The organism is Veronia pacifica (assembly GCF_001707825.1).
Lineage (GTDB): Bacteria > Pseudomonadota > Gammaproteobacteria > Enterobacterales > Vibrionaceae > Veronia > Veronia pacifica.
The window spans coordinates 101,107-121,103 of sequence record NZ_LYBM01000009.1 but is presented as its reverse complement, the minus strand read 5'-3'; the positions used below and the strand labels follow the sequence as shown (position 1 = coordinate 121,103).

Sequence of the window (19,997 nt, the reverse complement as noted above, 5' to 3'; positions counted from 1 at the left end):
GCATACTTATCGAGAAATTGGAGGCGCGTCCCGGAGTCGAACCGAGGTCCACGGATTTGCAATCCGCTGCATAGCCACTCTGCCAACGCGCCTTTTCGCTTCACCTCTCGTCTTAGTGAGATTGCATTCTACATAAGTTTTTCGGTGTGTCACGTATTAATTCATGGCTTTTGGTTCGTTTGCTTTCTTTTCGAGCAAATGTGATATAAATCAGCCATATTGGAACGTTTTTCACCGTTTTTTCAGTGAGATCTTTCGTTTCGCACCTTTTATCTTTCTCCAAAAAACAAAAAAACCGACATTTAACGTCGGCTTTTTCATTATTAAAGCGGTCAGACTAGATATTTTCTACATCAAACTCGACAACCGTATTAACATCCGCTTCGTAATCAACAGCATCACTGCAGAATCCGAACAGCTTCATGAACTCTTCTTTGTACTCGCGGTAGTCAGTCAGTTCAGCGAGATTTTCTGTGGTAATTTGCGGCCACAGCTCTCGGCAGTGTTGCTGAATGTCTTCACGCAGCTCCCAGTCATCAAGACGCAGGCGATTTTCGCTGTCTACTTCAGCTGCCGTGCCATCCTCTTTGTACAGGCGTTGGCTAAGCATACGGTAGATTTGCTCGATGCACCCTTCGTGCAGGCCTTCTTCACGCATCTTCTTAAATACCATTGCAATGTATAGAGGCATAACTGGGATTGCAGAGCTTGCCTGAGTGATCACGCTCTTCAGCACGGCCACATTTGCTGTACCGCCCTTCGCTGAAAGGGTTTCATTTAACGCCTGTGCTGCTCGGTCCAAATCCATTTTGGCTTTGCCCAGTGCTCCATGCCAGTAAATAGGCCAGGTCAGCTCTGTGCCGATGTAGCTGTAGGCGACCGTTTTTGCGCCTTCGGCAAGCACGCCAGCATCATTAAGTGCATTGATCCACAGTTCCCAATCTTCGCCGCCCATTACTGTCACTGTATTCTGAATTTCTTCTTCAGTGGCAGGCTCTACAGACGCTTCAATGATCTGGTCTTTGTTGGTATCGACTGCAGTAGCGTGATAGGTCTCGCCAATTGGCTTGAGACATGAGCGAACCAGTTCACCCGTTGATGGCAGTTTACGCACAGGCGACGCCAGCGAGTAAACCACCAGGTCAATCTGTCCAAGATCAGCTTTTATTAAATCAATGGTTTTTTGCTTGGCTTCGTTAGAGAAGGCATCACCATTCAGGCTCTTGCTGTAGAGACCTTCTTCTTTGGCAAATTTGTCAAATGCCGCTGTATTGTACCAGCCCGCTGCACCCGGCTTTTTCTCTGTGCCCGGCTTTTCGAGGAAAACGCCGATGGTCGCTGCACCGCCACCAAAGGCTGCAGAAATGCGAGATGCCAGACCGTAGCCTGTTGATGAACCAATAACCAGCACACGCTTCGGTGCGTTAGCAATTGGACCCTGAGATTTTACATACTCGATTTGCTCTTTGACATTTGCTTCACAGCCAGTTGGATGCGTGGTAGTACAGATAAATCCACGAATTTTTGGTTTGATGATCATATTCAACTTTCCTTTCAAAACTGGACTTAGGATAAATATTTCATTTCTTTTTGGTACTTTTTTTTGTTGATTCTGCGCCAATCTGACAAGTGGTTGGAGGTGTGAATAGAAAAAGCGCCGCAAATTGCGACGCTTTGTTGTTTTTGTAGACGAATCTATCAGAATATTAGGCGGCTTTACCTTTGCTCGCGACAGTTTCCTGACCGTTTGCATTGGCGCTGAACCATGATGGGTTAAAGTCATCCACCTGAACAGCGTGTGAGCGCAGTGCATCGGCTTTTCTTACCTGCTCTGCTTCCGCTTCAGAAATAATGTTCTGCTCGATAGCCAGAGCCAGTCTGTCAGCCAGTGGACCTTTAGCAGGCACTTTGCCTTCTTTGGCCGCAACAATCATCTTCTTCTCGATTGGACGGATGCTTTGCATCGCCATGAATGCGCGTTCCATGATAGCCACAGGATCCGACTCTTTATCACCGATGTAGCAAAGGTGAGTAAGACGATCGCGGTGTGCTCCCGGAGTCATCAGCAGCTCTGCAATTTGCGTTGCCAGTTTGTCACCCGGTGCATCGTAGTGCATTCCCAGAGGGAATAGCAGTGCTCGCAGGCTTCCACCCACATATTTACGCGGGAAGTTGTTGAAAGCACCGTCGAACGCTTCAGCACACTTGGCCAGACAATACTGGACAGCGTAATGAACAAACGGCAGATCACTTTCTTGGCGACCGTCGTCTTCGTAACGCTTCAGCGTTGCAGAGGCCATGTAAAGGTGGCTAAGCACGTCACCCAGTCTTGCCGACAGCATTTCACGACGCTTGAGTTCACCACCCAATGCCAACATAGCAACGTCAGTGGTTACTGCCAGTGCACGACTCATACGAGAAAGCTGACGGTAGTAATCAGCGGTTTCGCCGCTCACTGGTGAGCTGTTGAAACGTGACCCTGAGAAAGCGTTCAGGAGCGAGCCGAAGCTATTCTTCACCGCAAAGTTGATGTGTTTCATCAACAGCTTATCGAAGTCTTCTGCAGCTTTTTCCTGATCCTGCTCTGCCGCTGCTTCCATTTCTGCCAGTACGTATGGATGACAGCGTGTCGCGCCCTGACCAAAGATCATCAGGTTACGGGTAAGAATGTTGGCACCCTCAACCGTGATTGCTACTGGCATACCAAAGTAGTGGTGACCGATGTAGTTCATTGGACCGAGCTGGATGGCACGTCCGGCGTGAACGTCCATAGAGTCGTTCAGGATGGTACGGGCTAATTCTGTCATGTGGTACTTGGCAATAGCAGTGACGATCCCCGGTTTCTCACCCATGTCCAGCGAGGTCGTTGTCAGTGTGCGTGACGCTTCAAGCATATAAGTGAAGCCGCCGATACGACCAAGTGATTCACCCACACCCTCGAATTTACCGATATTCATGCCAAACTGCTTACGAACGTAAGAGTATGCACCCGTCGTACGCGCTGTTAAGTGGCCTACTGCTGTACCCAGTGCCGGGAGTGAAATACCACGACCCGCTGACAGACATTCCACCAGCATACGCCAGCCTCTGCCCACGTAATCCTGACCACCGATAACCCATTCCATTGGAATGAATACGTTCTTGCCTCGGGTAGTACCGTTCATAAACGCGAGATTGACCGGGTTGTGACGATCACCAATCTGAACGCCTTTGTGATCTGCTGGGATCAGGGCACAGGTAATGCCGAGCTCTTTCTTACCGCCCAACAGGCCCTCTGGATCTTTTAGTTTGAAGGCCAGACCAAGTACAGTCGCTACAGGTGCCAGCGTGATGTAGCGCTTATCCCATGTCAGGCTGATACCCAATACTTCTTTTCCATCATGCTCGCCCATGCAAACAATACCCTGATCGGGAATGCTGCCTGCATCTGACCCTGCTTCAGGACCTGTCAGTGCGAAACATGGTACGTCTTGTCCGTTTGCAAGACGTGGTAACCAATAATCTTTCTGCTCTTTCGTACCATAGTGAGTCAGCAGCTCACCCGGACCTAGAGAGTTTGGCACCATAACGCACACTGCAGCACTCAGGCTTCGCGTTGCAATGCGGCTTACGATTGTTGAGTTGGCGTGTGCTGAGAACTCTAAACCGCCGAACGATTTAGGAATGATCAATGAGAAAAACTTCTCTTTCTTCAGGAAGTCCCAAACTTCAGGAGGCAAGTCTTTACGCTGCTGAACAATGTCAAAATCATCCAGCATTGCAAGCAGCTCTTCCAGCTGATTATCAACGAATGCTTGTTCTTCCTGTGTCAGCACAGGCTTCGGGTAGTTGTGAAGTTTTGACCAGTCGGGATTACCAGCAAACAATTCACCGTCCCACCATACACTGCCTGCCTCCATAGCTTCCCTTTCTGTAGCGGAAAGCGGTGGCAGAACTTTCTTGAAAAACTTAAATGCGGGGTCACTGACGTAACGTCTTCTTAGCGAAGTTTGAGAGCTCATGATTTCAGGTCCTTTTTACATCATTATAAGTATAGGTTTAACCGCCCATTGCTTCTTTTGGCAGTAATTCAATTTCTCTTTCAACAGGAGCATCGACACCCGCTGCCATAAATGGAATCAGCTGGTTAGCAACGTCTTCTGTCGAGACCTTTTTGTGAAAATCGTTTTCTGCAATTTCACGCAGGGCAATACTGGATGCCATGGTGAAAATGACCGTTCCTAATGTGAAGTGTAGGCGCCAGAACACTAACTCTGCAGTTAGGTTTGGATTAGCACGCAATACGGCTTCAGTAAGCAGGGATAGCACTTTGCTATATCGGGTTGTGATAAACCACCGCAGGTGTCCTTGAACATCGGTATAGCCACGGCCAACAAGAAGCATGAAAGTCGATGCACCGTGCTTTCGGAAATTGTCCAGTTCAAGAAGCGGCTGTTTGCCCGAAGCAAATACTTGCTCCATCGTGAAGCTAGGTTTCTCTAACAAAGCTTCCAGCTCTGCTTCGAGTCTTGGCATAAATTGTTCCAGGTAACGCCCGAGTACCGCTCTGACTAAAGATTTTTTATCGCCAAAGTGATAATTCACCGACGCGAGGTTTACTCCGGCCTTACCTGTAATTGTTCTCAATGAGGTGTCCTTGAAGCCGTGCTCAGCAAAGAGTTGCTCCGCCGCGTTAAGGATTTTCGCTTTGGTCTCACTTTTGTTTGCCATTTTCATTCACCCGTATTAAACATGTGTTTAACTCTACCCCTGCGCACAGTTAATGACAAGTAAATTGAGCATGAAAAAAGGTGATTTTTGCAACATTTCAAACATGTGTTTCTAACAACCCACTGAGGTTCTGAGATTTATCCTCTTAGTTACAGCTTTGAGAAAGTCAGCAAAAAAATTTGTCAATTAGTGGAACTAACGCATAAAAGTAGAGTCTTAAATCTTGCCACTGCTTTTTGAAGTTTTATCTTCTATACCCGCTTCCTTCTGGAATGCGGGTTTTTTTTGATGAAAATCGGGGTGTTAGAGAATAAGTTAAAAAAACAGCTCTTGTTTTAAGCCATGCTAATTAAAAAAATTTAAAATTAATTGAAACTATTTCGCTGTTGTCATGTCTCTATTTATGTAACCAGTAATGTGCAGCACCGCGATGGAGAGTGGTCACTGTACACACTGCCTCTGGTTGCTGTTACTGCTAAATTTGTCCGACACCTGCGGATGCAGGTCGAGTTGATTACAGCCTGCTTCTTGTGCAGGCTTTTCTTTTGGTAGCAATCCAAAATTCTTCACGTTCTAAGCTCTTAATATTTGTCCTACAGCGCATGCCTGCCTTGCTTAATAAGCAATTAATCACTTATGTATCAAATTAGATACAGCTCATCTGTGGCTGCAGGGCTAGGTTTGTATAGTCCTGACTCAGGAGCTATCCATCCCATTCGTCGTTGGACAATGATATCTACTGAGCGAAAGATTAATCACACGGAGAGATTGAAGCACATGGCACTGGCGAAATATCAGAGACGAATAGGTTCACTCATAGGCATTACCCCTCCAATCGACATACTTCCTCCAAAACTTGTGCGCCCGACGCTCAATACATTTGAAAAATTCTTCGGGTTGAAAAAGGAAAAGATGCACAGAGTGAGTAACTATAAAATGCCACTCTCTTCCTCCCCCGGTAACTTCATTTCTCTCAAAGTTTTTCACCCCGCAGAAAAAACGCCAAAACGCACCATGGTGTATTTCCATGGCGGCGGATTTGTTCTCGGAAGCATTGCGACCCACGAAAATCTCATTAGAAAGCTGGCATCGAGATGCAATATAAGCATTGTGGCTGTTGACTATCGGCTAGCGCCAGAAAATAAATTTCCGACGGCCATCGTGGACTGCGTTGACGCGTGGAATTGGATTAATGAGCATGCGGCGGAGCTGGGAGTATCGACAAATAATATCGGGGTTGGAGGCGATAGTGCTGGCGGTTACCTCGCGCTGTCAGTGAGCCTGTCAGATACCCGACGTGGACTTCCTGTGATTAGCCAATCCATGCCGGACTTTCAGTTTCTGCTTTATCCAATCACAGATACCAGAGGACAGACCGCCTCATATAGTGAGTTCGATAAAAACCTTATGCTGACCACAGAAGTCATGGATTACTTCTATAAGCATTTCTTCACAGATCCAGAGCTTAAAAATAGCCCGGGAGTGAGCCCTTTGCTGGCCGAAAACCTTTCCACACTACCAAAAACCTATTTATTGACAGTGGAATACGATCCTTTACGAGATGAAGGTCAGCAGATGGTACAGCGTCTTAAAGACGCTGGGGTATCAATATTTGATGAGCACTTTGACGACTGTATGCACGCGTTCCCTCACTTTGCTGGGATATGCAACCGAGCCCGTGAGTCTACCGATGTTATCGCTCAACGCCTTGGCGAATTGGTTGCCTGAGATAATCATGAATTCTCTGGCAATGGCATGTCATAAGGAGAAGGGTATTTGAGCGTCAGCTTTAACATATTGATAGTTGACGTTCCATCAATGTATTTACCGTCATTACCATTTCGCTCGAATTGAGGCGGTGATAACTGCATCTCACTTGCAGCCCAGGTATAAAAATCTGCTCTTGAGGGGTGATCAGGGCTGCAAAGCAGCATCACCTTTCCTTTAATCTCTTTTTCAATAATCGCGGTGATCGCAGTAACACAGTCGTCGCGATGGATGAGATTGACTGGTTTTTCACCCTGACTGATACCAGTTCGGCCGGCGAGGTACTTTACCGGGTGCCTGTCTCCCCCCACCAGACCAGCCAGACGTAAAATCACACCGCGTTCGCCAAGTTGCTGCTGGATATACTGCTCGATGTCATGATGTACTTCACCAGATGCAGTCACTGGCTGGCTGGGTGTTGCTTCTGTCACCTTGCCTGTCAGCTCACCATAGACAGATGTCGTACTAATAAAGATTATCTGTCGAACATCTGACTGCTTTACGCGATCAATCACAGACTTTATATCTTGGAAAAACTGTTGTAGCTCAAGGTTTTTTCTGCCCGGAGGAATATTTATTAGAACGGTGTCGGCATTGAAAAGGTCGTCAGCTTGACCACTCTCGGGTGGCCTGCTAATGTGAAATTCTCTGCAAGGAATGCCGAGCGAGCGAATGGATTCAGCGCCCTCTTCTGTGCGTTTAGTACCCGTCACCCTGTGACCCTTTTCCTTCAGATGCAGTGCCAATGGTAGCCCCAGCCAACCACAACCAATGATGGTGATATGTTGGCCGCTTTTATTTTTATCGGCATTGTAAGCTTCTTTCATATGATAACTCCCTGTCAGATATCGGCCTTGATTTGGGCAACGAAGTCCCTATTCTGAAAAAAAATCTCTGGTTATTGTAATAAAGCAACCAAAAGCGTGAATAGTGACATAAATTTAATACGTAAAAGTTGGGTAAAATGTTAAAGGTACTGATGAACAGTTACACTCTATTTGGTGAGCATTCCGGTTTCTTTAACAACCCTGATGCTGTTGCTGCTAAATTCCTGCACGGACATGACGGAATTTGCAGCGTTTTAATTCTGGAAATGAAACGGCAGTCCGAATGAATACCCTAGAAAAAATACAAAAAAATATAGAGACTTTCAGTAAGTCTGAGCGAAAAGTTGCTGAAGTCATTATTGCGTCACCTCAGACAGCCATTCACTCCAGCATTGCAACGCTGGCAAAGATGGCTGACGTAAGTGAGCCCACCGTAAACCGTTTTTGTCGACGCCTCGACACCAAAGGTTTCCCAGACTTTAAGTTACATTTAGCCCAGAGTCTGGCTAATGGCACGCCTTACGTTAACCGGAATGTCGAAGAAACTGACAGCCCGGACGCCTACACGGCAAAGATTTTCGAATCGACGATGGCCTGTCTGGATGTCGCGAAAAACAGTATTGATCCCCAACAGATCAACCGAGCAGTAGACCTCCTAACTCAGGCCAAGAAAATTTCTTTCTTTGGTTTGGGCGCATCAGCTTCTGTTGCTCAGGACGCACAAAATAAGTTTTTTCGGTTTAACATCCCTATTGTCTGTTTCAACGACATCGTGATGCAGAGAATGGGCTGTATCAACTGCTCTGACGGTGACGTAGTAGTGGTTATTTCTCACACTGGCCGCACCAAAAGCCTTGTCGATGTGGCTAATCTAGCAAAAGATAACGGTGCAACCGTTATTGGCATAACTGAAAAAGGTTCGCCGCTGGATAAAGTGTGTAACCTTACAGTGACACTGGACGTGCCCGAAGACACAGATGTTTATATGCCGATGGCTAGCCGTGTGGTTCAAATGACGGTGATTGATGTACTGGCTACAGGGTTTACATTGCGACGTGGGCCGGGCTTTAGAGAGAACTTACGCAGAGTGAAAGAGGCAATCAAGGATTCCCGGTTTAACAAGGAATTCATGAACTAACAAACACTACAAAAGAAGGCCAGTTTACACTGGCCTTCTTGCTTTCCTATCCCTGTTACATTCGCCTCAACTACACTTCTCTTTAAACAACAAATTTTGCGTTACTTTTAGCAGCTACTTTATCCCTGTCTCAGGGGTGAGCGATAAATGGAGATAACGATGAAATCCATGCGAAGAACAAAAATTGTTACCACTCTGGGCCCGGCAACAGATAAAGAAGGTGTGCTGGAAAAGCTGATCGAATCAGGTGCTAATGTCGTGCGAATGAATTTCTCTCACGGCACACCAGAAGATCATATGAAGCGTGCTGAGCAGGTACGAGAGATTGCTGCGCGTATGGGTACCCATGTGGGAATACTCGGTGATCTTCAGGGCCCTAAAATCCGGGTGTCCACATTTAAAAATAATAAAATAACCTTGTCCGCGGGTGACGTATTTGCCCTCGACAGTGAAATGGAAGCTGGTGAAGGCGACCAAGAGGCTGTCGGACTGGACTACAAAGATCTCCCCCAGGACGTGGTGCCGGGAGACCTGTTGTTACTCGATGATGGTCGAGTACAACTCGAAGTGGAGAAAGTGGCCGGCTCGCGGATACACACCAAAGTTATCATTGGTGGCATCCTGTCGAACAACAAAGGGATCAACAAAAAAGGGGGAGGTCTCTCCGCCCCTGCCCTCACTGAAAAAGACCGGGAGGACATTCTCACTGCCGCGAAACTGAAAGTGGATTACCTTGCCATTTCATTCCCGCGCAACGGTGACGATATGAAGCTGGCTCGTTATCTGGCAGAAGCATCAGGACTGAAAGCCAAACTTGTGGCAAAGGTGGAGCGCGCTGAAACCGTCGCAAGTATTGAGAATATTGACGACATTATTGAGCACTCAGATGTGGTTATGGTCGCACGGGGTGATTTGGGTGTCGAAATTGGCGATGCGGAATTGGTGGGCGTTCAGAAACAACTTATTCGACGTGCAAGAGCGATGAATCGCTGCGTGATCACCGCAACTCAGATGATGGAATCTATGATTAAAGCGCCCATGCCTACCCGCGCCGAAGTTATGGATGTAGCAAACGCAGTACTGGATGGTACTGATGCAGTTATGCTGTCCGCAGAAACTGCAGCCGGTGATTACCCACTAGAAACCTTGCTGGCAATGGCAAATGTTTGTGCTGGCGCTGAGAAAATGCCCTCAATTAACGTTTCAAATCACAGGCTGAATGAGCAGTTTGAACGTGTAGAGGAGGCAGTGTCTATGGCGACCATGTATGCCGCCAACCATATGGATGCCGTCAAGGCGATGATCACTCTGACAGAGTCAGGCCGCACAGCACTTATGATGTCGCGTATCAGCTCGGGTAAACCGATTATCGCGATGTCCAGACATGAGTCAACCTTATGCAGGTTAGCGCTTTATCGTGGTGTCACACCTGTACACTTTGAGAGTGAAACAGGTGCAGGTCGTGAAGTCGCAACCAAGGCACTAAAGATACTCAAAGCACAGGGTATTCTGGATTCAGGTGATAGAGTGATTTTCACTCAGGGAGACATGGTGGACAGTGTCGGCACTACTAACACTATGCGAATACTGACAGTTGACTGACCACCCTGTGCATGCAGTTAATGTTGCCATTTGCATGCTTCAGAACAACGACCGATAGTAACTAAAACAGCTTACAGTGACCCAAATATAGAGCTACGGTTGTCAGTCAAAAACAAAAGAGTTGCGGATGCAGCTCTTTTTTTATCTTGGTCGCTGTCTCGTGCTGGTCGTGAGGCATTATTCAATATTTGGGTTGTACCAGTTCGCGTTGCTGACTGACATTAGGATGTGATCTTCCCAGACACCATTGATAAGAAGGTACTCTTTCGCCAAGCCCTCTTTCACGAAACCAGCGGACTCAAGAACAGATTGGCTTTTAGTATTTCTTGGCATAAACGCTGCCGAGATACGGTGAAGATTCAGACGGTCAAATATGATGTCATTGGTCGCCTTGAGTGCCTTTTTCATGATGCCTCTTCCTTGGGCATGTTCTGCCATTGAATAGCCAACAACAGCAGAGTAGGAAGGATACATACTGACATTGCTGTAAGTGATAAGGCCACGAACATCCGGATCACCGTTTTCTCTGATCAGAAAATAAAAACACATTTTGTGATGCGCCAGCTCTACCAATTGATTGACCCTGCGATCCCACCCCTCATAACTAAAAAAAGACTCGTTCCGCCTTGGCTCCCAAGGCCGGAGAAACTCGCGGTTTTGCTGAAAATATGTGGTTATCGCTGCTACATCAGACGAAGTGATCGTACAGATGTTCAGGTCATCTGTACGGATTTGAGGGATTGGGTTTATAATTTTTAAAGACAACGTTCCTCCCATCCGGTATTGGATTCTTTATGTTTTACGACTGCTTGAAGTCTGAGATTGGAACAATCCACCTACTCGCCGATGATGTAGGCCTGCGCCAGCTTACTCTTTCTCTACACCATCCATTTGAGCAAAGTTTAGACTGGGTGCAATCCTCCGTAGAACTTGAACCCTATAAGGCTCAAATTCAGGAATATCTTGCAGGAGAGCGAAGATATTTCACCCTGCCGCTGGCACCTGATGGCTCAGAATTTCAGCATAAGGTCTGGCAACACATTGAACAGATCCCCTTCGGTGAAACCAGAAGCTGTGGCGAACTTGCCGCCATGCTAGCCAACCCTCATGCAATGCGCGCCATCATTATGGCAGCCAACGTTAATCCTATCCCGATTATAATTCCTTGTCACAGAGTCACTGCAATTGACGGAAATTCCACACATTATCATTATGGTGCTGAAATTAGGGCACAGCTACTCTCATTGGAGAAAAACCAACCCGAGAGAAACATCGCAAGCGCATGAACCTTGTTGTCTGATAAAAGAAAGCCCCCGCAGAAAGTTATCTGCAGGGGCCGATTGTTATTCTCTTTATGGCTCTAAATGACAACCCGTGTTACTTCTTACCAATGCCGTATTCGCGGAGTTTGTTTGCGACCGCTGTATGGGACACATTCAAACGCTTAGCCAGTTTTCGCGTCGATGGATAACTGCGGTAGAGATTAGACAGTATGCCTGATTCATATCGCTTCATGATCTCATCCAGCGACCCATCCAACGTCTCTTCCGTTACAAAATTTGAGTTCTCAACGGTCGGTAGCTGAATATCTTCTTCACGCAAAAGACTGCCCTCATTCTGCGTCATCGCACGAAACAGCACATTCCGCAGCTGTCTAATATTTCCCGGCCATGCATACTGAGACAAGTAATCAGCTACTTGGTCACTAAGAACAGGCTTTTCTTCACCCAATTCGGCGGCAAATTGATTCAGGAACAGGTCTGCCAGTGGAATAATATCGGACGGACGCTCTCTCAATGGCGGTACTGTCAGCGACAAGACGTTGAGACGATAATATAGATCCTCGCGGAATTTACCCGACGCGACCAGTTCAGACATGTTTTTCTGTGTTGAGCAAATCACTCGAACATCAACACTGATCTCTTCTTCTTCGCCTACTCGACGGAACTTTCCATCCTGCATAAAGCGCAGCAGTTTAACTTGTAAGTGAGGGCTCATCTCCCCTACTTCGTAAAGGAAAACCGTTCCTCCGGCTGCCAGCTCGAAAATACCTTTTTTGCCCTCGCCATTAATGACAGGAGCACAGCCAAATAGCTCAGTTTCAGCGGCATCATCAGGCATAGACACACAGTTGACCAGCATAAACGCATCCGACGAACGGTGGGAGCGCTGATGGCAAGCCCGAGCAAGCATTTCCTTACCTGTGCCTGTTTCGCCCTGAATAAGAAGCGGTGCATCAAGCTGAGCAAATTTCTTGGCCTGATTGATCAGGTTGCGGAATCGGGTGGACTGTCCGACTAAATGATCAAAACCATGCTCGCTTGGTGTCCGGTAGAGCGTTGTTGGCAGGTGGTTCATCGAAACCTGTTTCAGTTGTACAACGACACTGACCAATACCGGCTCATCCTTGCCCTCAGAGACATAGACGGGGGTGACTTCCATCAGGAAGTCCAGCCCAGACATTACGATTTGCGTGCAAATTTTCTCAGCATTATCTTTTTCCAGCCACTGGTTGAAGCTGAAATCTGGAAAAACCAATGAGGCCGACTCACCTATCAGGTCTTTTTCATCCGAACCAAGCAAGCGGGACGCGGCCATATTTGCCATGTCGATGGTGCCGTTAAGGTTGAGAGAAAAGACGGGATCGCTCAGGGTTTCTAATAGTGCCCGTAACTCACGATGCTCACGCTCGGCAGGTAGAAACTGGATTTTTCTAACATCAGTTACGCCTTTGATCAGGCGAATTTCCGACATTAACTGGCGAAACTCGTCGAATTCAATCTCGGGACAATTGAGATAGATAATTCCGATTTGATCGATTTCGATACCACGCAGGTCGATACTGCGGCGGGTGAGAATATCAAGCAACTCCCGGGTCATGCCGAGACGATCTTCACATGAGACCTTTAATCGCACATTGATGTCCTGTAACTGAATGATTAAGCAAGAATGTCAAAGGTCGAATATTGCACAATTATTTTTCAAAAAAAGTGTCAACAATTCCTGACAGCACGTAGGAGTTTGCGGTTTATAAGGGACGGAGTCAAGCAAGAGTGTTGATTTCTGTTAATCAAAATTTCCGGTTGGTGTGATTGCAAGCAAATCGTTTTTTTCGTGAACAGCGGATTTGGGGTTCAAGTATTCAAATCGGATGCATTGATAACAATGCATCCGCTGAGCCACGCTTACTCTTTCTTTTTGCCCGGTAAAAGTTTACCAATTAGCTGCTTTCTCAATTCAGACAACTTTGGCGGAGATTCACTGATGTATGGCAGCGGACGCATGAGCGCCATTGCCTTGTAACCGAGCCGAGCTGTCAAAAGCCCTACGCCGATTCCCTGCGCTGCTCGTGTTGCCATTCTCCCTGCCAAATCGACAGAAATCAGATCAATACTGACATCAGTCACTGCTTCGGTAACACCCGCAGCAGCCATATTAGCAATAACCAATCGGAGCAGACGAATACGCGACCAATAGCCGAGCTTAACACCATAAATATTGGCAATGGATTCAAGTAATTTAAAGTTACGCCACGCCACCAGCAACATATCGACAACGGCGAGAGGACTGACTGCGACCATAACAGCAGATTCACTCGCATATCGGGTAACCGCTTTTTTCGCGGCTTTGTCCTGCTCAGCAACGACCATAAGATCGTAGAGTTCAAATACCTCTCGATCATTGTGTGTTTCAGCCAGCGCATTGTTCCAGCGGTCATATCCCGGCGTCAACTTACTCTCGCTGGATTCAGCCAAAGACTGACAAATTGGCCGGGCTTTACCTATACCATCTGCATCAATAATGGCCTGAACCTTCTCTCTGTCGTCCTGACGCTGCCTGAGTTTACGCAGTGCGAGCCATTCTCTGCCAAGTGCTGCCGCACCGAACAGAGATATTCCACCAATAAAGCCACTCCACCCCAGAGACAGCCAATCACTGCTCATCCATGCTGAGTAAACGTGATCAACAAGCTGCCAGCCAATTAAGCCCGCACCTGCAAACATCAGTGCTTTCAGGCCAAGACGGCTCTTTTTCGGCGGATTTACAACGGAGGTTAACTCACTTTCCGCCTCGGTTTCCTGCTCTGCCACAGGGGCTGAAAATTGCGTTTCCTGTTGTGAAAACTGCATCTGCGCAGTGAGTTCAGGATTAGCATCTTTATCTTCATGACTGGGTTCATCAAATATGACTGCCTTTTTAATCTTACTCATTTCAATTTGTCTCCCAGTAAGTACTGAAGGGCTTTATCGATACGAATATGAGGCAATGGCTCGTCAGAAGGTCCCGGCATGGGTCTGAACTGTCGGAATTCAAATCCCTGAGATTGCCAAAAGCTCTCACCGGGTAACCTCGCAGGCACTTCTCCTGGGTACATCAACATAGCTTCGCCAGATTCCAGCGTTCCACGCAATGCAGGTAATGTCTCTCCCTTGTGATCAACATTGCCCGGCTCAGTCGCTTGAATAGAGGAAAGACTGACACACTCCATATCGATGCCCTCAAAGGCCGCAGTTTGCCAAGCCTCATGAATCAATTGCTGTAGCAGCGATACCAGATTCGGGTGCTGGTCTGGCGTCACGTGATCCGCTTTGGTCGCAGCAAACAATATCCGATCAATACGGGGAGAAAATAACCGACGGAGCAGCCCACTTTTTCCATAGCGGAAACTTTGCATCAGTTGTTCGAGTGCCTGACGCATATCATTGAAAGAATCAGGACCGGCATTCAGTGGCTGCAAGGTATCGACGAGCACAATCTGGCGATCAACCTGAGAAAAATGCTCTTTATAAAAGTCTTTTACCACGTGTTCACAATAATAGTCGTAACGCTTTTTCATTAGGCTAAACAAGCTATTCGGAGGAGCCGAAGACAGCGCACTTTCTGACAGTTTGTCACTGACTATGGGAAAAAACTCGAGGACAGGCGCTCCCGCATACTCGCCGGGCAGAACGAAGCGTCCGGGTTGAACCCAGTGAAGGCCTGCTTCATCCTTACATTTGTGAAGATATTCGGTATACAGTCCCGAGAGATGCTTTATCTGCCGCTCATCCGCTTCAGCCAGCATGTCCAATTCACTGATTTCAGTTAGCCATTGCTCTGCCAGCTCTCTCCTGCGCCCATTTAGCACACTTCTCTGTTTGGCTGACCACTCGACAAATGACATAGAGAGTAGTGGCAGATCCAGTAGCCATTCACCGGGATAATCGACAATATCCAGATATAACGTGGCGGTATCTTTAAGTAACCTCAGTGGGCCACTCTCGGGGCGGTATCTAAGCTCAAGCCGTATTTCACTGACATCACGAGTAGGCACTGGCCATGAGGGTGGTGATGATCGAAGCGCATGTATGCCCTGATCATAATCAAATGAAGGAATATGAAGTTGTCCTTGAGGAACTCTTCGGGCACCGAGCAACTGTCCCTCTCTTGCTGGTGTGAATAAAGGAAGACGGGGATTGGTTCCGCTGTGAAGCAACTGATTAATCAGTGAAGTGATAAATGCGGTTTTGCCTGCCCGGGAAAGTCCTGTTACGGCAAGGCGCATGTGTCTGTCCAAACCTCGGTTGACCAGTTTATTTACTTTATTTTTTACTTTTTCTATTCGATCCATAAAGGGAAAATCACCCCGCAAAAGTAAAGCCCCCATTACGAGGTAATGGAGGCTTTTTTCAATTCATAATTACAGCTTGCTGAACTGACGCTTTAACTCGAACTCCTTCGAGGTCACGCAGGCTTCCATCTTTTCAACGGCTTGCTCGATGTCATTAAGCTCGCGCTCAATGTCACTAAGCAAATTTCTGGGAGCCTTACCAGACTGCCATGCCTTTTGCTTGATGTGATGATCACGGTGCTGTTCCGCTTGTTGACGCTGTTCGGCTGGCATTGGGTCCAAAATCAGCATCATCGCAATATACAGAACGAAAATCAGCGCACCGAATCCAAGAAGAAAAGCTGACACAGTCAGTACCCGCACCAACCAGACTTCCATCCCGAAGTAATTGGCGATACCAGCACAGACCCCTCCCCATTTACCGTTTTGCGTGTCGCGGTAAAGAGTGCGGCTCATCGGCGTTCCCTCCATTCCGGTGCCTCTACATCCAGTATGCGTTCCAGTGAGTGAACTCTGGTTTGCAGGGCTTCTGCTTTCTTCGTCAGTGAGTGAAGAGTATCAAACTCATCAGTACTTAACCCCTGTCCCACCTGACGCTTGCTCTTGTAATGCAGTACCAGCCAAATCGGTAATACGAATACCACAAAAGCAGCCAGGGGTATCATGAGAAAGAACGATGTCATATCTTCTCCTTAAATATGTCCAGGGTGATGAGCCAGCTTAGTCTTTATCCTTAAGTTCTGATTTCAACTTTTCCAGCTCTTTCTCAATGTCATCCTGCGCCTGCAAATCGGCGAACTCGCTCTCGAGGTTTTTGCCCTGACCCAAGCCGTAGCTATCTGCTTCTGCTTCTAGCTCATCAATACGGCGTTCATATTGCTCGAACTTGGCCATTGCCTCGTCCGTTTTACGCGTATCGAGTTGGCGACGAACATCACGGCGGTTACCTGCCGTTTCCCTGCGAATGACAAGTGCCTGTTGACGGGCGCGGGTTTCCGTCAACTTGGTCTCCAGTTCAGCAATCTCGTTAGACAGCTTGCTGATGGTTTCCTCTACCAGATTGTATTCTTCTTTCAGTGCCAACAAAATATCGTGCACCTTCTGTTTTTCAATCAATGCGGCTCTTGCCAGATCCTCACGCTCTTTTTGCAGCGCAAGACTCGCTTTTTCCTGCCAATCGACAGCCTGACGTTCAACGCTTTCAATTTTTCTGGCCAGTTCTTTTTTGTCTGCCAGTGCTCGGGCTGAAGAGGTTCTTACCTCAACCAGTGTATCTTCCATTTCCTGTATGATAAGACGCACCATTTTTTGTGGGTCTTCGGCTTTGTCCAGCAAGGCGTTGACATTTGCGTTTACAATGTCGGCAAAACGAGAAAAAATCCCCATATCCAGCTCCTTCTTCAAATCATTTAAGTCTTTGAGTGCGTAAAGTATATTTCCAAGTGGAAATGTTACTTGCTTGGTATATATCAAGAGCCGTGCCAAGTTTTTATATCGTTATTTTTCAATGTGTTAAGCGGATCCACACATTTTTCATCAAAACAGGTATGATGAAATAAACTAACTGTTGGTAATTTTAACCATGGAAAAAACAGATGCTCTGATTGGTGAATCAGATTACTTTCTCTCAGTTCTCGACCATGTGTCCCGGGTCGCTCCACTTAACAGGCCCGTTCTTGTTATGGGAGAACGCGGAACGGGTAAAGAGTTGATCGCTCAGCGTGTTCACTATCTTTCGCGCCGATGGGATGCCCCTCTGGTGTCACTTAATTGTGCCGCACTCAGTGAGGGTCTGATTGATTCAGAGCTGTTTGGACATGAAGCGGGCTCATTCAGTGGTGCAAAAGGGAAACACAGTGGTCGCTTTGAAAGGGCCGAGGGAGGAACCCTTTTCCTTGACGAGCTGGGCACAGCGCCGCTTGGCGTGCAAGAAAAATTACTGCGAGTGATTGAGTATGGAGAGTATGAGCGTGTCGGTGGCGGTAAGCCTCTTTCTGCTGACGTAAGGCTGGTTTGTGCTACCAATGAAAACCTACCCGATATGGTTGAAAAAGGTAAATTTCGCGCCGACCTGTTGGATAGGCTGGCATTTGATGTCATTCATTTACCACCATTGCGGGAACGGCAGGAAGATATCATGCTGCTGGCAGAAAATTTTGCGGTGAGAATGTGTCGCGAACTCGGCTACGGCTACTTTGCTGGCTTCACCACCTATGCAAAGGAGACCATTCAGGACTACCACTGGCCGGGAAATATTCGAGAACTCAAAAACGTTATCGAACGGGCGGTGTATAGGAAAGACGGCGAACAGGCACCGATTGATGATATCTACCTCGACCCTTTCACTGCTCCTTGGCATGACGACATTCCTAAAGGGGATGAAGTCTCTGAGACTGGCACCATCCCCTCTTTGCCCGTTGATCTTCGTGATTGGCAGCATCAACTGGAGAGGGATATCGTTACAAAGGCATTGGATGAGGCAAAATTCAACCAGCGCAAAGCCGCAGATCTCTTGGGTCTGAGCTACCATCAGATAAGAGGGCTATTGAAGAAGCATAGTCTGGCTGGTGATGAAAAAGCCGAATAGTGGGTAAATAGCGACCACTGCAACGCTTTCACCTTGGTTTAATTGGTATATTCGTCGTCTTCGCTTGGTCGGATAACGGGTTCAGTGGTAAATTAACCAGCTTATTGTAATGGCAAAATTTGTCTTTAATATGCACGTGATCATTCGCTTTTTTATGGTGAGCTTCTGTCTGCTGACACTTGGTGCCTGCGAGGACCCTGAAGATCGCACTCTGATTAACAACCGTGGCTTTGTTTACTGCGGACAGGGACAACCAAATACTTTTAATCCGCAGCTTACTGATGGCGGCCTCACGACTGAGGTACTCTCCAGTCAACTCTATGACAGGCTTTTACAACTTGACCCCAATAGCCATAAACCTGTCGCAATGCTGGCGCGTCACTGGGAGGTGAGCAGTGATGGTAAACGCTATGTTTTCCAACTCAGACACAATGTCAGATTTCATCATACCGCTTGGTTTACTCCCTCGCGTACCTTAAACGCTGAAGATGTGGCTTTCAGTTTCCAACGCCTTATCGACCCAAACAACAAATTTCATGATGTATCGGGAGGGCAATATCCTTGGTTCAACAGCCTGGACTTTTCAGGACTGGTAAAAAGTGTTGAGGCGATTGATGAGTATACTGTTGCCTTTAACCTGACCAGACCAGACGTGTCATTCCTTAACACGCTTTCAACCAACTATGCGGTGATATTATCTGCAGAATATGCAAACTCATTAATCGCAACGGGAAAATCTGAGGATATTGATCATTACCCAGTCGGTACAGGCGCATTTTACCTCGACCAATACAAACCGAATGAGCTTATTAGATTCAAGCGTCACTGGGACTATTGGGACGGTGCAGCGCCGATGGAACAAATTGTTTTTGATATCTCATCCCGGGGTACGGGTACCTTAGCCAAGCTCATTACCCGGGAGTGCGACGTATTGTCTTCTCCGGTTGCCAGTCAGCTTGAGGTCATCAGAGAAGACAAGAATTTCGTGTTGTCCTCCCAGACAGGTATGAATGTCGCATTCCTCGCCTTGAATACCCGCCACCCTGCACTCTCGGAACTCGAAGTTAGGCAGGCCATTAATTATGCCATTAACCGTAAGGCACTGATGAAATCAGTCTATTACGGCACCGGGACAATGGCGACAGGCATGCTTCCACCTATGTCATGGGCCTATGACAGCGAGGAATCGACGATTTATGACCCGCAGTTAGCGCTGGCCTTAATGGCGAAAGCAGGCTACCGCTACGGATTTGATTTAAATCTGTTGGTACCCACGCTTGCTAAACCTTATAATCCAAGTCCGCGTAAAACAGCTGAGCTCATTCAGGCGGATCTCAAAGAGATTGGTATCAGGGTAAATATTGTCACTCAGGATGAAATCAATCGTCAGAAACTCAGGGAAGATCCAAATGGTCACGACATGGTGCTAACAGGTTGGATTGCCGATAACGGCGACCCAGACAACTTCCTGCGGCCTTTACTGTCGTGCAATGCCAAATTTACTGGCTGGAACATGTCTAACTGGTGTAACCGTTATTTTGACCAAAAGCTGGATGCAGCGATTTCAACAGATCGTCTCGCCGACCGGAAAAGTCTATACCATGATGCCCAGCAGATTCTGAGAGACAGAGTACCTGTTATTGCACTGGCACATGGTGTTCACTTTCAGGCTCGTCAGGCAAATCTCAAGGGATTCTCTCTCACGCCATACGGCGATAATTCATTTGCAAATGTGTCCCGTGGAGACCGCTGATA

The 19,997-nt window shown here is 47.3% G+C and carries 17 protein-coding genes and 1 tRNA gene; 6 read left to right on the top strand and 12 right to left on the bottom strand.

All coding sequences use genetic code 11. The features are described from left to right. Positions 1–18: 18 nt before the first annotated feature. The 4 genes from A8L45_RS07230 to psrA form a co-directional block, all read right to left on the bottom strand. A tRNA-Cys gene (locus tag A8L45_RS07230) sits at positions 19–92 on the bottom strand. Between the two features lie 245 nt (positions 93–337). Next, positions 338–1,540: an enoyl-ACP reductase FabV gene (fabV, locus tag A8L45_RS07225; protein WP_068900705.1), complete on the bottom strand. Its 1,203-nt coding sequence runs from the start codon at positions 1,538–1,540 to the stop codon at positions 338–340. Between the two features lie 166 nt (positions 1,541–1,706). Continuing rightward, the gene (locus A8L45_RS07220) at positions 1,707–4,001 is read right to left on the bottom strand and encodes an acyl-CoA dehydrogenase (protein WP_068900703.1); all 2,295 of its coding nucleotides are present in this window, start codon (positions 3,999–4,001) and stop codon (positions 1,707–1,709) included. Between the two features lie 37 nt (positions 4,002–4,038). Beyond that, positions 4,039–4,710 carry a TetR family transcriptional repressor PsrA gene (psrA, locus tag A8L45_RS07215; protein ID WP_068900701.1) on the bottom strand — a complete coding sequence of 224 codons (672 nt, stop codon included), beginning with the start codon at positions 4,708–4,710 and terminating at the stop codon, positions 4,039–4,041. Between the two features lie 663 nt (positions 4,711–5,373). On the opposite strand from psrA, the gene A8L45_RS07210 reads away from it, so the two are divergent. After that, the gene (locus A8L45_RS07210) at positions 5,374–6,438 is read left to right on the top strand and encodes an alpha/beta hydrolase (protein WP_175401933.1); all 1,065 of its coding nucleotides are present in this window, start codon (positions 5,374–5,376) and stop codon (positions 6,436–6,438) included. A gap of 5 nt (positions 6,439–6,443) precedes the next feature. On the opposite strand, the gene A8L45_RS07205 is transcribed toward A8L45_RS07210, so the two are convergent. Next, positions 6,444–7,304: an SDR family oxidoreductase gene (locus A8L45_RS07205; protein WP_083228237.1), complete on the bottom strand. Its 861-nt coding sequence runs from the start codon at positions 7,302–7,304 to the stop codon at positions 6,444–6,446. Between the two features lie 283 nt (positions 7,305–7,587). On the opposite strand from A8L45_RS07205, the gene A8L45_RS07200 reads away from it, so the two are divergent. Beyond that, complete coding sequence (locus A8L45_RS07200) at positions 7,588–8,442, top strand: MurR/RpiR family transcriptional regulator (protein WP_068900696.1); 855 nt, start codon at positions 7,588–7,590, stop codon at positions 8,440–8,442. Positions 8,443–8,601: 159 nt separating this feature from the next. Then, a complete protein-coding gene (gene pyk, locus A8L45_RS07195) occupies positions 8,602–10,044 on the top strand; it encodes a pyruvate kinase (protein ID WP_068900694.1) in 1,443 nt (480 codons plus the stop codon). Between the two features lie 177 nt (positions 10,045–10,221). Here pyk and A8L45_RS07190 read toward each other — a convergent pair whose 3' ends face one another. Then, positions 10,222–10,809: a GNAT family N-acetyltransferase gene (locus A8L45_RS07190; protein ID WP_083228239.1), complete on the bottom strand. Its 588-nt coding sequence runs from the start codon at positions 10,807–10,809 to the stop codon at positions 10,222–10,224. Positions 10,810–10,838: 29 nt separating this feature from the next. Here A8L45_RS07190 and A8L45_RS07185 point away from each other — a divergent pair, with 29 nt between their 5' ends. Further along, the gene (locus A8L45_RS07185; RefSeq protein WP_068900690.1) at positions 10,839–11,330 is read left to right on the top strand and encodes a methylated-DNA--[protein]-cysteine S-methyltransferase; all 492 of its coding nucleotides are present in this window, start codon (positions 10,839–10,841) and stop codon (positions 11,328–11,330) included. Between the two features lie 91 nt (positions 11,331–11,421). On the opposite strand, the gene tyrR is transcribed toward A8L45_RS07185, so the two are convergent. From tyrR to pspA, 6 genes are all read right to left on the bottom strand, one after another. Next, positions 11,422–12,960 carry a transcriptional regulator TyrR gene (tyrR, locus tag A8L45_RS07180; RefSeq protein ID WP_068900688.1) on the bottom strand — a complete coding sequence of 513 codons (1,539 nt, stop codon included), beginning with the start codon at positions 12,958–12,960 and terminating at the stop codon, positions 11,422–11,424. Positions 12,961–13,229: 269 nt separating this feature from the next. Continuing rightward, positions 13,230–14,255 carry a YcjF family protein gene (locus tag A8L45_RS07175; protein WP_068900686.1) on the bottom strand — a complete coding sequence of 342 codons (1,026 nt, stop codon included), beginning with the start codon at positions 14,253–14,255 and terminating at the stop codon, positions 13,230–13,232. Then, positions 14,252–15,655 carry a YcjX family GTP-binding protein gene (locus A8L45_RS07170; RefSeq protein WP_390335666.1) on the bottom strand — a complete coding sequence of 468 codons (1,404 nt, stop codon included), beginning with the start codon at positions 15,653–15,655 and terminating at the stop codon, positions 14,252–14,254. Before A8L45_RS07170 ends, A8L45_RS07175 begins: the two co-directional genes overlap by 4 nt. Before the next feature lie 69 nt (positions 15,656–15,724). Continuing rightward, positions 15,725–16,111: an envelope stress response membrane protein PspC gene (pspC, locus tag A8L45_RS07165; protein ID WP_068900684.1), complete on the bottom strand. Its 387-nt coding sequence runs from the start codon at positions 16,109–16,111 to the stop codon at positions 15,725–15,727. Then, positions 16,108–16,338: an envelope stress response membrane protein PspB gene (gene pspB / locus A8L45_RS07160; protein WP_068900682.1), complete on the bottom strand. Its 231-nt coding sequence runs from the start codon at positions 16,336–16,338 to the stop codon at positions 16,108–16,110. The genes pspC and pspB overlap by 4 nt, the downstream gene beginning before the upstream one ends. Before the next feature lie 37 nt (positions 16,339–16,375). Further along, positions 16,376–17,041, bottom strand: coding sequence for a phage shock protein PspA (gene pspA, locus A8L45_RS07155; protein ID WP_068900680.1), 666 nt, complete (start codon positions 17,039–17,041; stop codon positions 16,376–16,378). Between the two features lie 196 nt (positions 17,042–17,237). On the opposite strand from pspA, the gene pspF reads away from it, so the two are divergent. Both pspF and sapA read left to right on the top strand, forming a co-directional pair. Then, on the top strand, positions 17,238–18,242 hold the full coding sequence (pspF, locus tag A8L45_RS07150; RefSeq protein ID WP_068900678.1) for a phage shock protein operon transcriptional activator: 1,005 nt from the start codon (positions 17,238–17,240) through the stop codon (positions 18,240–18,242). Positions 18,243–18,372: 130 nt separating this feature from the next. Further along, a complete protein-coding gene (gene sapA / locus A8L45_RS07145) occupies positions 18,373–19,995 on the top strand; it encodes an ABC transporter substrate-binding protein SapA (protein WP_068900709.1) in 1,623 nt (540 codons plus the stop codon). Positions 19,996–19,997: the final 2 nt, after the last annotated feature.

What these genes read in the sequence shown, in the direction of transcription:
- fabV (WP_068900705.1), bottom strand. Translation starts at nt 1,540, where the DNA reads ATGATCATCAAACCAAAAATTCGTGGATTTATCTGTACTACCACGCAT.
- pspC (WP_068900684.1), bottom strand. Translation starts at nt 16,111, where the DNA reads ATGAGCCGCACTCTTTACCGCGACACGCAAAACGGTAAATGGGGAGGG.
- A8L45_RS07200 (WP_068900696.1), top strand. Translation starts at nt 7,588, where the DNA reads ATGAATACCCTAGAAAAAATACAAAAAAATATAGAGACTTTCAGTAAG.
- psrA (WP_068900701.1), bottom strand. Translation starts at nt 4,710, where the DNA reads ATGGCAAACAAAAGTGAGACCAAAGCGAAAATCCTTAACGCGGCGGAG.
- A8L45_RS07175 (WP_068900686.1), bottom strand. Translation starts at nt 14,255, where the DNA reads ATGAGTAAGATTAAAAAGGCAGTCATATTTGATGAACCCAGTCATGAA.
- pspF (WP_068900678.1), top strand. Translation starts at nt 17,238, where the DNA reads ATGGAAAAAACAGATGCTCTGATTGGTGAATCAGATTACTTTCTCTCA.
- A8L45_RS07170 (WP_390335666.1), bottom strand. Translation starts at nt 15,655, where the DNA reads ATGGATCGAATAGAAAAAGTAAAAAATAAAGTAAATAAACTGGTCAAC.
- pyk (WP_068900694.1), top strand. Translation starts at nt 8,602, where the DNA reads ATGAAATCCATGCGAAGAACAAAAATTGTTACCACTCTGGGCCCGGCA.
- A8L45_RS07205 (WP_083228237.1), bottom strand. Translation starts at nt 7,304, where the DNA reads ATGAAAGAAGCTTACAATGCCGATAAAAATAAAAGCGGCCAACATATC.
- sapA (WP_068900709.1), top strand. Translation starts at nt 18,373, where the DNA reads ATGCACGTGATCATTCGCTTTTTTATGGTGAGCTTCTGTCTGCTGACA.
- A8L45_RS07185 (WP_068900690.1), top strand. Translation starts at nt 10,839, where the DNA reads ATGTTTTACGACTGCTTGAAGTCTGAGATTGGAACAATCCACCTACTC.
- pspB (WP_068900682.1), bottom strand. Translation starts at nt 16,338, where the DNA reads ATGACATCGTTCTTTCTCATGATACCCCTGGCTGCTTTTGTGGTATTC.
- pspA (WP_068900680.1), bottom strand. Translation starts at nt 17,041, where the DNA reads ATGGGGATTTTTTCTCGTTTTGCCGACATTGTAAACGCAAATGTCAAC.
- A8L45_RS07220 (WP_068900703.1), bottom strand. Translation starts at nt 4,001, where the DNA reads ATGAGCTCTCAAACTTCGCTAAGAAGACGTTACGTCAGTGACCCCGCA.